At 36.6% G+C, this 13,052-nt stretch carries 12 protein-coding genes and 1 tRNA gene; 5 read left to right on the forward strand and 8 right to left on the reverse strand.

The window, feature by feature from the left end:
• Positions 1 to 10: 10 nt before the first annotated feature.
• From rbbA to KUI_RS03760, 4 genes are all read left to right on the forward strand, one after another.
• Positions 11 to 2,743 carry a ribosome-associated ATPase/putative transporter RbbA gene (gene rbbA / locus KUI_RS03745; RefSeq protein WP_013522511.1) on the forward strand — a complete coding sequence of 911 codons (2,733 nt, stop codon included), beginning with the start codon at positions 11 to 13 and terminating at the stop codon, positions 2,741 to 2,743.
• Positions 2,744 to 3,865 carry an ABC transporter permease gene (locus tag KUI_RS03750; RefSeq protein WP_044953954.1) on the forward strand — a complete coding sequence of 374 codons (1,122 nt, stop codon included), beginning with the start codon at positions 2,744 to 2,746 and terminating at the stop codon, positions 3,863 to 3,865.
• Positions 3,866 to 3,869: 4 nt separating this feature from the next.
• Positions 3,870 to 5,306: an efflux transporter outer membrane subunit gene (locus KUI_RS03755; RefSeq protein ID WP_013522513.1), complete on the forward strand. Its 1,437-nt coding sequence runs from the start codon at positions 3,870 to 3,872 to the stop codon at positions 5,304 to 5,306.
• Between the two features lie 132 nt (positions 5,307 to 5,438).
• A tRNA-Val gene (locus tag KUI_RS03760) sits at positions 5,439 to 5,514 on the forward strand.
• A gap of 221 nt (positions 5,515 to 5,735) precedes the next feature.
• Here the strand turns inward: KUI_RS03760 and KUI_RS03765 are convergent.
• On the reverse strand, positions 5,736 to 6,956 hold the full coding sequence (locus KUI_RS03765) for an argininosuccinate synthase (protein ID WP_013522514.1): 1,221 nt from the start codon (positions 6,954 to 6,956) through the stop codon (positions 5,736 to 5,738).
• Between the two features lie 3 nt (positions 6,957 to 6,959).
• Complete coding sequence (gene argF, locus KUI_RS03770) at positions 6,960 to 7,895, reverse strand: ornithine carbamoyltransferase (RefSeq protein WP_013522515.1); 936 nt, start codon at positions 7,893 to 7,895, stop codon at positions 6,960 to 6,962.
• 99 nt (positions 7,896 to 7,994) lie between these two features.
• On the opposite strand from argF, the gene KUI_RS03775 reads away from it, so the two are divergent.
• Entirely contained in the window at positions 7,995 to 8,303 is a 309-nt protein-coding gene (locus tag KUI_RS03775; RefSeq protein ID WP_014840341.1) for a DUF3579 domain-containing protein, read from the forward strand.
• Positions 8,304 to 8,365: 62 nt separating this feature from the next.
• Here KUI_RS03775 and rpsT read toward each other — a convergent pair whose 3' ends face one another.
• The 6 genes from rpsT to lpxK all read right to left on the reverse strand — a co-directional run bounded on the left by rpsT (position 8,366) and on the right by lpxK (position 13,012).
• The gene (gene rpsT / locus KUI_RS03780) at positions 8,366 to 8,638 is read right to left on the reverse strand and encodes a 30S ribosomal protein S20 (RefSeq protein WP_013522517.1); all 273 of its coding nucleotides are present in this window, start codon (positions 8,636 to 8,638) and stop codon (positions 8,366 to 8,368) included.
• Positions 8,639 to 8,731: 93 nt separating this feature from the next.
• The gene (gene murJ, locus KUI_RS03785; RefSeq protein WP_013522518.1) at positions 8,732 to 10,363 is read right to left on the reverse strand and encodes a murein biosynthesis integral membrane protein MurJ; all 1,632 of its coding nucleotides are present in this window, start codon (positions 10,361 to 10,363) and stop codon (positions 8,732 to 8,734) included.
• Entirely contained in the window at positions 10,360 to 11,010 is a 651-nt protein-coding gene (gene adk / locus KUI_RS03790; protein WP_013522519.1) for an adenylate kinase, read from the reverse strand. The genes murJ and adk overlap by 4 nt, the downstream gene beginning before the upstream one ends.
• A gap of 30 nt (positions 11,011 to 11,040) precedes the next feature.
• On the reverse strand, positions 11,041 to 11,802 hold the full coding sequence (kdsB, locus tag KUI_RS03795; protein WP_013522520.1) for a 3-deoxy-manno-octulosonate cytidylyltransferase: 762 nt from the start codon (positions 11,800 to 11,802) through the stop codon (positions 11,041 to 11,043).
• Positions 11,803 to 11,973 carry a Trm112 family protein gene (locus KUI_RS08120; protein ID WP_014840342.1) on the reverse strand — a complete coding sequence of 57 codons (171 nt, stop codon included), beginning with the start codon at positions 11,971 to 11,973 and terminating at the stop codon, positions 11,803 to 11,805.
• Positions 11,960 to 13,012 (reverse strand): tetraacyldisaccharide 4'-kinase, encoded by a 1,053-nt coding sequence (lpxK, locus tag KUI_RS03800; RefSeq protein WP_225972115.1) that lies wholly within the window; start codon positions 13,010 to 13,012, stop codon positions 11,960 to 11,962. The genes KUI_RS08120 and lpxK overlap by 14 nt, the downstream gene beginning before the upstream one ends.
• Positions 13,013 to 13,052: the final 40 nt, after the last annotated feature.

Below are 13,052 nucleotides of genomic sequence, written 5' to 3' on the forward strand. Positions count from 1 at the left end.
GACGTGAGTCATGGAATATTCCGTCTCGATTAGAAACTTAGTTCATAATTACGGAAAGACTAAGGCACTTCGAGGCATCAACCTAGATATCCCATCTAATTGTACAGTTGGTCTTATCGGTCCAGATGGCGTAGGAAAATCTACACTATTAGGGGTTATAGTTGGAGTTAAAAAACTCCAGTCGGGTTCTGTTCGTGTTCTAGGAAAAAACATTGCTCAAAGTTTCTCTAGGGATCATTTATCTCACGAGATTGCGTTTATGCCTCAGGGACTTGGACATAATCTTTATCCTACCCTTTCTATATACGAGAATATAGATTTTCATGCTCGATTATATGGCTTAAGAGGTAAGTATAAGCATCAAAGAATTATGCAATTGATGCAAGCGACTAACTTAGCTTCTTTTTCAGATAGGCCAGCTGGGAAATTGTCAGGAGGTATGAAGCAAAAACTAAGTCTTTGCTGTGCACTTGTGCATTCTCCTAAACTTCTAGTTCTCGATGAACCTACCACGGGTGTGGACCCACTTTCTAGGCAGCAGTTCTGGGATCTCGTTGAAAATATTCGTGCGACTTCAGGAGATATGACCGTAATCGTTTCTACTGCATATATTGATGAGGCAGAGCAATTTGATTTTTTAATTGCAATGGATGATGGACGAGTCTTAGTTGCTGATAAAACTGCAGATGTTTTGGCAAATAGCGGTTTTGAAACCCTTGAAGAGACATATATAAGTTTATTGCCAAAAGAAAAACAAACCAATCCAAATGGCATATACAAAGCACCTCTTGTTATTAATCCCAAAGAACCTTTTGTTATGGAAGCAAAGGATTTATGTAAAAAATTTGGAGATTTTACTGCTGTTCGAGATGTTGATTTCGAAATCCACAAGGGTGAGATTTTTGGTTTTTTAGGGGCAAACGGCTGCGGAAAATCTACCACCATGAAGATGCTTACTGGTTTGGTAGAACCTACGAGCGGGAAAGCGTGGCTTTTAGGGCATGATATAGACCCTAATGATATTTCTACTAGAAAACGTGTTGGCTATATGTCCCAATCGTTTTCACTATATGAAGAGCTCACAGTTTATGAAAATCTTCTTCTACATGCCCGTTTATATGAAATGGGAGTCAAAGAAAGGAAAGTTGCCATTGAACAGGCGATGAAAGACTATGAGCTTACTGACGTGGCAAAAGTTAAGCCCTCAAATTTACCCTTAGGTATTCGTCAGAGGCTTCAGTTAGCTGCTGCGATTTTGCATTCTCCCGATGTGTTAATTTTAGATGAGCCGACATCAGGTGTAGATCCTGCGGCTAGAGATATGTTTTGGGAGCAGTTAATTCATTTATCGCGTGATAAGCAAATGACCATATTTGTATCTACTCACTTTATGAATGAAGCTGAGCGTTGCGATAGAATATCTCTTATGAATCAAGGTGAAGTTCTTGCCGTTGGGACACCGCAAGAACTAGTTGAAGCCAAAGGTGCGGAAAACTTAGAGCAAGCTTTTATCGCATATTTGATTGATGCACAGGCGTCCAATGAAAAGGATTCCGTAGCCCACGCAGAGAATTTCTCAGAAAACCAAGAGCCTAAGGAAGTTATAAAATCAAATCATCCATTTGGATTTTTATCCTTAATCAAAACCTTTGCAATTAGAGAGGGCAAGGAGCTTTTGAGAGATAAGATTAGACTGTTTTTTGCAGTATTTGGTCCTATATTCCTTATGCTTGGGGCTTCTCTTGGTATTTCATTTGACATACACGATATTAAATTTTCAGTTTTAGATCAGGATAGAACTTCTGAAAGTAGGTCATTGATTGAAAAATTTGAAGGTTCTCCTTATTTTTTAGCACTTCCAGAAATTAATGAACCCTCGCAAATTCCTAAACTAATTCAGTCTGGTAAAGTACGTGTTGTGGTCACCATCTCCGAAGGGTTTGGTAGATCTTTATTAAGGTCTGAAAGACCAGAGGTTCATTTTATTCTTGACGGTGCAGTTCCTTTTTTTGCAAGCAATATTCAAGGCTATATTGAAGGAATGGTTAATGATTATGTGCAGGAGCGCCTCTCGCATTTACCAGTTGATTTGACATTGCCATTTAGTATTGAACCTCGATATGTTTACAATCAGGATTTTAAAAGCTTGTTTTCTATCACACCAGGTATGATTATGATGGCACTTATGATGGTGCCTGCCATTATGACAGCCTTAGGTGTAGTTCGCGAAAAGGAAATCGGTTCAATTATGAATTTATACGGTTCTCCAGCCACAAAATTAGAATTTCTTATAGGTAAACAGCTTCCGTATGTATTTGTTTCCTTTTTAAGCTACTTAGCTATGATATTTTTGGCAGTCTTTATTTTGCGAGTTCCAATTAAGGGTAGCTTTTTGGCAATGAGTTTGGGTGCGATTCTTATGATTTGTGCATCTACTTCATTTGGATTGTTAGTATCAAGTTTTGTAAATTCACAAGTCGCAGCTATTTTTGCAACAGCCATAACTGGTTTGATTCCTGCACTTAATTATTCAGGTCTTTTGTTCCCCGTGTCTAACTTGACTGGTTTAGATGTTGTTGTTGCGTGGGGTTTTCCAACAGCTTGGTACCAGTTGATTAGTATTGGAGCTTTTACTAAAGGATTAGATTTTTTTAGTTTTATTGAACCCTATATGGCTTTACTGGGATTTACTGCCTTTTATCTTTTATTAGCAAGCTTTATTCTTAAGAAGCAGGAGAAATAGATGTCTCTTAGGAATATTTGGTACTTGATTATTAAGGAGATAAAAAGTGTAAGTAGTGATTTAATTCTTATGGCTTTAGTAGGTGTGGTGTTTACAGTTGCTGTCTACTCTGTGTCTAAAGGGGTTACTACAGAGGTTAAGAATGCCTCAATTGCAGTAATAGATAATGATAACTCAACTTTATCTTACAAAATAAGAGACTCCTTTCTATATCCTTATTTTAAACCTGCTCAGGTCATTAGCTATTCAGAAAGAGATAGTTTAATGGATCAGGGTAAATTTGTATTTGTAATCGATATACCTCCTGATTTTCAAAAAGACTTACTAGCCGGTAAAAAGCCACAGATTCAACTTCTAGTAGATGCAACGGCTGCTACTTTAGCTGGTGTGGGTTCAATTTATGTGCAGAAAATTATCACTAAAGAGGTGCTTGATTTTCTGAATGTTGACTACTCGGTCACTAATCCATTTTTTGAGTTAGTTATAAATTCTTTATTTAATCAAAATCAGGACACACTTTGGTTTATTGGTGTCACTCAGGTAGTGGCTAATGTGACTTTGCTAGTTATGATTTTGGTTGGTGCTGCCATCATAAGAGAGCGTGAGCATGGCACTATTGAACACTTGCTGGTTATGCCAGTTAAAGCTAGCGAAATTGCACTTTCTAAAATTGTGACTAATGGTGGAATTATTGCTATAGCTTCATTGCTTTCAATGTATTTTGTAGTTCATCTTTTATTGAAGATACCGATTAACGGAAGTGTACCATTATATATTTTGGGGCTAATAATTTATATTTATACTATTGCGTCTTTGGCTTTATGGCTCTCAACTCTAGCACCTACAATGCCTCAGTTTGGATTACTTTGCATACCGATTTATATCGTAAGTAGGTTGCTTTCGGGTTTAGAGACTCCTCTAGATAGCATGGACCCTATAATTCAAAAGCTTACCTATTTGTCACCAGTTACTCAATTTAGTATTTTTTCTCAAGCTGTATTATTTAGGGATGCGGGATTTGAAATAATATGGCCTCAGTTAGTAATTCTTTTTATTACTGGTTCTCTATTTTTTGTATTCGCCTTATCGAAATTCCGTTCCATGCTTGCAAGGCAAGGCTAGTATTATGATTAAACATTCAAAACAATTCATACTTTTAGCTACATGTTTAATATCAGCATGTTCACCAATTAAAGTTGATATACCTGAATCTAAAGTCGATTTAGATAATCTTGAGTTTGAGCAAACTAAAAAGGCTAAGGCAATTGTGTCACTTGATAAATGGTGGGAGGATTGGAACGACCCAATACTAACAACATTAATTGAAGAAGGACTGAGAGAAAATTTTGATATAGCCATAGCCAAAGCTAAGCTTTTGGAATCTAGGGCAAATGCTAATTTAGCAAATGCTGATATGGGTCCTACTTTTGGTCTCACAGCCAATGGTGGTTTTCACTCAACATCAGTGTCTAATCCGATAGAGCCAGCATTAAGTAAAGTTGGATTTAATGTATCCGATGATTTTCAAACAACTGGTTTAACAGGGTTTGCTGGAGCTGTTGCATCTTGGGAACCAGATTTTTTTGGTTCAAAATTAAGTGATGCTAAAGCCGCTGAGTATGGTGCGTCAGCACAGGAAGAGGGTGTGCATGGAGCTTCACTTTTAACAAGTAGTGAAATTGCACTTAATTATTTATATTACCGATACTATCAGAAAAAAATTTTTTACGCTCAACGCACACTTTCATATATGCAAGAGATGCGTAGATACCTTAAGGGTAGATATGATGTAGGTCATGTTGGAATTGAGCTTGTAACAGATTTGGATTCTAAAATACTGGCTCACAAAGCTAGGACTAAAACATTGCCAGCACAAAGGGATAAGCACCTAAGGGCTATAGCTGTTTTGTTAGGAAAAAAACCTCAAGGCTTTACTATTTCTAATTCAAACAGAGATTTGTTTGAGCATATACCTCAAGCACCGTCTGGTCAGTATCCAATTTCTGTGATTGAGCGCAGACCCGATTTGAGAGCTGCACTTTTAAATATAAATGCCAGAGCTTCTCAGGTAGCAAGTGCTAAGGCGGATTTATATCCAAGGGTAAAAATTAATTTTCTAGGACATAACGGTGTGGTAGAAATTAATTCAGATTATTTAGCAAACCCTTCGGCATTTGGTGGACTTTTTAATGTTGGAATTTCTATACCTATATTCACTAACGGTCGCATTCAAAGAAATATTGAAGTCAAGGATGCAAAACTTAAGCAAGCCGTGATTGAATATGATCAGAAAGTTTTGAAATCATTAAGTGAAGTAGATTCTGTGTATCAGGCTCAGTTTGCTATAAATGAACAAAATAATTTACTCAGCTCATCTCTAGTTGTGCAGAATAAGAAAACAAGACAACTTAATCAAATGTATAAGCTGGGTAATAAAACCCTAGATGATGTATTGAAATCTAAAATAGAAGCTAGCGAATTTAAAGATAAGATATTGGAATCCTCGCTTGCTGAAGCAGAAAACCTTATACGTTTATATAAAGCTTTAGGTGGTGGTTGGTAGTTTTTAAAAGTTTTATTATGCTAAAGCATGAGTTTTGTTTTATGAAAGCAACAAAAATATAAAAAATAAAGTTTATTCATTGTATGAGACATAAAAGATTAATATAATAATAGCTTAATCCCAAGATTTCTTGGGTGCTTAGCTCAGTTGGTAGAGCGGCGCCCTTACAAGGCGTAGGTCACAGGTTCGACCCCTGTAGCACCCACCAGGTTCATCTTACTTACCTCCTATAGATGATTTAAAAGCCCATAAATTTATGGGCTTTTTTTGTTTTTTAGGTTTTAATTAGTTGATAATTATTAAATTAGTCATAGCTTTCATAACAAAGCCTCACAAAATAATTATGTGAGGCTTTAAATTTAAAAAATTCTACCTACTTTAAGTTAAAGCTCCACAATATGTTTATGTGGAACTTTAATAATAAATAAATTATCTGTTGGCTTTAGCTCCAATCCGCATTCTTAATGCATTAAGCTTAATAAAACCCTCTGCATCAGCTTGATTATATGCACCACCATCATCATCAAAAGTAGCAATAGTTTTATCAAATAGGCTGTCAGTTGAAGAGTCGCGTGAAACTACAATAACGTTTCCTTTATAAAGTTTGAGTCTTACTGTACCATTAACATTTTGCTGAGTATGATCAATTAATACCTGTAAGGCCTTACGTTCTGGTGACCACCAGTAACCGTTATAAATAAGACTCGCATATCTAGGCATTAAATCATCTTTTAGGTGAGCAACTTCTCGGTCAAGTGTAATTGACTCAATCGCTCTATGTGCTTTTAGAATAATTGTGCCTCCTGGGGTTTCATAGCAACCTCTAGACTTCATGCCTACATATCGGTTTTCAACCAAATCGAGTCTTCCAATTCCGTGTTTTGAACCTAATCTATTTAGTTCGGTGAGAACCTCAGCGGGAGACATACTCTTCGAATTTAAAGCTACTATATCACCAGCTTTAAATTCGATGTCTAGGTATTCGGCTTCGTCTGGTGCTTCTTCAGGGGATACGGTCCAACGCCACATGGAGGCTTCAGCTTCGGCTTCTGGGTTTTCTAGGTGGCGCCCCTCGTAGCTTATATGAAGTAAGTTTGCGTCCATAGAATATGGTGCTCCACCTTGCTTATGCTTCATGTCAATTTCTATACCAGCCTTTTCTGCATATGCAAGTAGTTTCTCTCTAGATAACAAATCCCATTCACGCCATGGTGCAATAACCTTAATGTCGGGATTCAGTGCATAATAGCCTAATTCAAACCTAACCTGATCATTGCCTTTGCCAGTCGCTCCATGAGAAACAGCATCTGCACCAACTTGTTTAGCAATTTCAATTTGTCGTTTGGCAATAAGCGGGCGGGCAATAGATGTACCTAAAAGATATTCACCTTCATAAATAGTATTTGCCCTAAACATAGGAAATACAAAGTCTTTTACAAATTCTTCTTTTAAATCATCTATAAAAATATGCTCAGGCTTAATTCCAAATTTCAATGCTTTAGCCCTGGCTGGCTCAAGCTCTTCGCCTTGACCAATATCAGCAGTAAATGTAATAACTTCACAGTTATATGTATCCTGTAGCCATTTAAGAATTACAGAAGTATCAAGTCCACCTGAATAGGCAAGAACTACTTTTTTGTATTCACTCATTTTTTATTGTTTACCTGTTAATAAAAATTCCATAACCGCTTTTTGAACATGCATACGGTTTTCCGCCTCATCCCAAACAACACTTTGCGGACCGTCAATAACTTCTGCTGTAACTTCTTCACCTCTATGGGCAGGAAGGCAATGCATGAAGATAGCATCCTTAGCAGCAACACTCATCAACTCTTGATTTACCTGCCAATTTGCAAATGCAGATTTACGCTTAGCATTTTCCTCCTCATAGCCCATGCTGGTCCAAACATCAGTAGTTATAAGGTCGGATCCACGGGCTGCTTCAATTGGGTCATCAAAAACTTTAAGATGCTTTTCTGAGACACCAGCAATGCGATCAGCTTTTAGTTGATAATCTTTGGGAGCACTAAAATTCAATGTGAAATCAAGTAGTTCAGCAGCTTGAATCCATGTGTAAGACATATTGTTTTCGTCTCCAATCCAAGTAACAGTCTTACCCTTAATTGGGCCACGATACTCAATATATGTAAGTAAATCGGCTAAGATTTGGCATGGATGGAATTCATTCGTAAGGCCATTGATTACAGGAACTCTAGAATATTCGGCAAATTTTTCTAGCCGAGCTTGTTCAAAAGTTCTAATCATAACTATATCCACCATTCGGGAAACTACTCGAGCTGTATCCTCGATTGGTTCAGAACGACCAAGTTGTGAATCGTTAGAAGTTAGATTAATCACAAACCCACCCATTTGATACATCCCAGCTTCAAAAGAAACTCTAGTCCTAGTGCTAGCTTTCTCAAAAACCATTGCTAAAGTTCTATCTAGTAGAGGTGTGTGGGGTTCGTAGTTTTTGAATTTCTTTTTTAAAAGAATCGCCCTATCTAAAATATAGAGAATTTCTTCTGTAGAAAAGTCTTTAAGCTGAAGAAAGTGCCTTTTGGCAATGGGCTTATTATTTTGAGTCATGATTATTCTTCTGAAACTAATTTTAAATTATAGCTAATGATTTAATTTTATTTAGTATAAGTTAAAATACACGCAACTATATTGTTACTATATTTTCAGATGCAACATTTAATTATTTATGGATTAACAAAGAGTGGTCAAAAGTTCAGACCAAGTGATTGGGCTGAGAGGTTAGCAGGTGTGATGGCACACTTTAAACCTAAAGGTTTTAGAGGAGACCACTTGTGTTATTCTCCATATGTTGTACCAAATATAATTAACGGAAATAAGTGTGTGATAGTAGACACACGACTTGAGAAGCTTGAGCCTAAAGGTTGGAAGTTTGTAAATGATTTTGCAGCAGATAATAACCTTCAGATTGAACTTATGGATAACTCCTGCGATTTAAAAGATAGACCAGAAAAATAACAGAAAAAGCACAACCAAAGGTTGTGCTTTTTTTATGGCATCAAGATCTCAGAAGAGAATAATTAGTTAGTAGCCTTAATAGCCTTAATTGCAGCTGAAAGACGACTTTTGTGACGAGCAGCTTTGTTTTTATGAATGATTTTTTTATCGGCTACACGATCGATTACGCTACTAGCACTATTTAAAGCTTCGTTTGCTTTTTCTTTATCACCAGCTTCGATTGCTTGACGCACGCGTTTGATTGATGTGCGAAGTAATGAACGAAGGCTTGAATTATGTTTATTTAAAGCAATTGCTTGACGTGCACGCTTACGAGCTTGACTTGTATTTGCCATATATTTTATTAAATCCTAGTTTTCTTAAAAAAAGACTTCCATTTTAAAAAGTATTAGGTGCCATTTCAAGTACTTTTGATGCTAAAGCAACAATTAAGCATTGTTTTTATTGAGGTTTTTGATTTTAAATCCACTGGAGTACAAAGCCACAAAATAAACTACAATACTTATTACGATTATGAACAGCAGACTCAAAGCTCTAGCTAAAATGTGTGCGTTTCCTCTTGTATTTAAATTGAAGCCAAAATTATCATGTAACCACGAAGCTAGATAGTAGTTCCAGCTTGAAGTTGAATTCATAGTCCAGTCCACATTGCCACTAGAAAAATAAAGCCATAAGCTAAGCAAAACTACTGCAGGCACAACCCTTATGAAAAATCTAGGCCAGATTCCTTTTTTATGAAGTAGAAGAGGGAATCGACGTCTTAGGCCAATATATAGGAGGGTTGAATTTAAAATCGCACCCATGCCGATAGATAGAGCAAGACCAGCGTGATTAAATATAGGTACTAACAATAAATTAAAAAATTGAGTTACGATAAGTACAGCAATAGCGACTTTTACAGGAGTTTTAATATTTTGCTGTGCGTAATAACCAGGTGCCAAAATCTTAACGCATAGTATACCTAGTAATCCTACAGCATATGCGATTACAGCATACTTAGTCATGCGTACATCATCATGCCCAAAAGCCCCGTAATTAAATAGGGTAGAGATTAAACCGTCGCCTAGCAAAGCCATACCTACAATGCATGGTATACCTAGTAAAAATGTAAGTTTCAGACCCCAATTTAAAAGCCTAACATAGCTTTCCTTGTCCCCTTTGGCAATGGTCTCGCTTAAACTTGGAAGAAGCACTGTTCCTAAAGCTACACCTAGTAATGCAGTTGGGAATTCCATTATCCTATCAGCAAAGGATAGCCAAGAAACGCTACCAGGAGTTAGCCATGAAGCAATGTTTGTATTTATTAAAATGGAAATTTGAGCTACAGAAACTCCCAAGATTGCAGGACCCATTAAATGAATTATTCTTCTAACATTTGGATCTCGCCACGCTTTACGGACACTCTTCCTAATGTCAGGAAGTAACCCTATCTTAGATAATGCTATAAGTTGCATACTTAGCTGAGCAATTCCACCCATCATCACCCCAACAGCTAATGCATATATAGGAGGTGTGAAATACTTAATCAAATAAAAGCATGCAAAAATCATGCATAAATTTAAAAGCACAGGAGTAAATGCTGGGATTGCAAACTTTTTCCATGTGTTTAATACACCTGAAGCCAAGGCTACAAGGGACATGCAAACGATGTAAGGGAACATCATGCGTGTCATCCACACTGCATCCCTCATTAATTCAGGGTCATCATGAAATCCGCTAGCAATAAGGTATACAACTACTGGAGCACTGATAACCCCAATGACGCTAGTTATAATTAGGGATAAGAATAAAATAATAGCGACATTATCTATAAGAGATTTTACGGTTTTGTGGTCTGACTTAGCTTTCTGTTCACCTAAAATTGGTACAAATGCTTGTGAAAATGCCCCTTCAGCAAATAATCTACGTAATAAATTTGGAATTCTAAATGCAACCCAAAAGGCATCCGTAAGTCCAGATGCCCCAAAGGTTCTAGCGATTAGAATGTCTCGAATGAGACCAGTTATTCTAGATAATAAAGTCAGCCCTGAAATCGTAGAGGCGGATTTGAGTAAACTCATAAAGAGTCTACTATAAGCTTAGAAATAGAATCAACGTCTCCGACACCATTTATTTTTATATATTTCGGAGCTTTTGAATCTCCAGATTCAGCCCACTTCGAATAGAAATCAACTAGTGGACGAGTTTGATTTTCATAAACATCAAGACGCTTGCGTACAGTTTCTTCCTTGTCGTCGTCGCGCTGGATTAATTCCTCTCCAGTTTCATCATCTTTCCCGTCTATTTTAGGGGGGTTAAATTTTATGTGGTAAGTGCGACCACTGGCAGGATGGGTTCTACGACCACTCATACGCTCAATAATCGCATCATGTGGTACATCAATTTCAATAACGTAGTCAAGGTCAACTCCCGCATCTTTAAGTGCTTCAGCTTGAGGAATAGTTCTTGGGAATCCATCAAACAAATATCCTTTTTTACAGTCATCCTCTTTGAGTCGCTCTTTAACTAAATTGATAATAATATCATCAGAAACCAAGCCACCAGATTCCATAATTGATTTAACTTGAAGTCCTAATGGAGTCCCAGCTTTTACAGTAGCACGAAGCATATCTCCAGTAGAAATTTGCGGAATATTGTATTTATTTTTAATGAAGTTGGCTTGTGTGCCTTTGCCTGCTCCAGGAGGTCCAAGAAGAATTAGACGCATATTTAACCTTGAATATGAATGAGTGAATAATTATAAAGTAGAAATTAAATCTCTTAAGATTTGAAGGTCCTCTTGAGTATCAATTCCTTTGTGGCAATGCCCCTCCCACCTAAGAACTTTAATCTTATGACCGTTATAAATTGCTCTCAACTGCTCTAGTGCTTCCATATGTTCTAAAGAACATGAATCTAAGCTAGAGTAACCTTTTAAATAGCTAACTCGATAAGCATATATACCAATGTGATGAAGAGAGTGATTGATATTCGGGTTTGCGATTTTATAAATGTCAGAATTTTTTTCACGATCCCAAGGAATAGGTGCTCTTGAAAAATAAATCGCTTCATTAAATTTATTAAGCACAATTTTTACATTATTCGGATTTAAAAAATCCTCAGTGCTTTTAAATGTCGATCCACACGTGGCGATAGAGCAATCAGGGTTTTCATCTAATAGATTAGCAACTTCAGAAATCATATTGGTATCAATTAGAGGCTCATCTCCTTGAACATTTACAACAATATCAGTATCGTTTAAGTCTAAAGTTTCGACAGCTTCTGTCAGCCTCTCTGTGCCTGAGATGTGATTCTCTCTAGTCAAAATGGTTCTAAACCCATTTTTTTTGCAAACTTCATCTATTTCAGAACTGTCTGTGGCAATGGTTAATGATGCTGGATTTGCCTTCAAAGCATTTTGTGCAGTCATCACAACCAAAGGAATACCGTCCACATCAAGAAGCATTTTTCTAGGGAGTCGGGTTGATTTAAGCCTAGCTGGAATGATTATGTGGAACATTTAGTCTTTTGAATTTTCTTTTAATGGGGTTGCTTCTGATTCAAGCAAGACTGGTATGCCGTCTCTAATAGGAAACTCTAATTTAGCTTTTTCGGAAATTAAAACACCTCTTTTTGCATCATACTTTAATGGGGTTTTTGTGAGTGGGCATACAAGATTATCGTATTTCATAGTTCTCCTTAATTTCTTTTATCTTTTTTGTAAGCTCTTCTAAAAATCCAGCTGGCTCAAATACAGGTTCCACATGAACGCAAAAAAAATTAGATTTTAATGGTTCAAGCCTTATTAGCCTTTCAATTTTTGTTGCATCCTTAGAAGTCACAAAATAGTTAGCAATTTCAAGTTTACGCAAATAGTTTAAATCATAGTCAAAATGATCGGGTAAGTGAATGTTTTGTTTTGCTTTAATCCCAAATTCATTCAAAGTATTAAAAAACTTATTTGGGTTTCCAATTCCTGCCATGGCAATAATCTTTCCGTCAAGATTAGATAAATCCTTAAGATTCAAAGACACTTTGTCTTTTAAATTTTCTAATTTAATTATTCTCATGTTGGATGAAATAATCTTTGCGTTGGAATGGATAGGAATATCAAAATTACCTGAGCTATTACAAATAATGTACTCTACTGATTGTAGTTTTGACAGTGGCTCTCTGAGAGGTCCTGCAGGTAGTACCTTCGCATTGCCAACTAGTCTGTCATCAAAAACCACAATTTCAATGTCTCTATAGAGTTGGGTATTTTGCAATCCGTCATCAGAGAGTATTACATCTAAATCGGGGTTTTTTTCTGTGAGAAGATCAATATCAGCATTTCTATCTGGACCTACAGCAATAGGTGCAATTTTCGATAGTTCAGACGGCTCGTCTCCTATAAAGGAGCTTAATTCAAGATTATTACTATCAGGAGAAGCATATCGGGGCTGATTTTTTGGAATTTTAATCCCATAACCTCGACTTATTAGTCCAGTTTTTAAACCATTAGAAATTAAATAGGTGGCAATGCTTTTTGTAATCGGGGTTTTGCCTGTACCGCCCACATAAACATTGCCAATTACAACTACAGGGATTTTCGAACGGTGTGGTTGATTTGATATTTTACGTCTTTTAATAATAAATTCGTATATATGTGAAAGGGGGAGGAGAAGATAATAAACAAACCCTTTTTTTTGCCAATTTTTAATGAAAAAAGATTCTAAAAATTTACGCAATTGTGCACTCGTTGAAATTAACAAAATATATACTAAATAG

The organism is Taylorella equigenitalis ATCC 35865 (genome assembly GCF_000276685.1).
Taxonomy (GTDB): domain Bacteria; phylum Pseudomonadota; class Gammaproteobacteria; order Burkholderiales; family Burkholderiaceae_B; genus Taylorella; species Taylorella equigenitalis.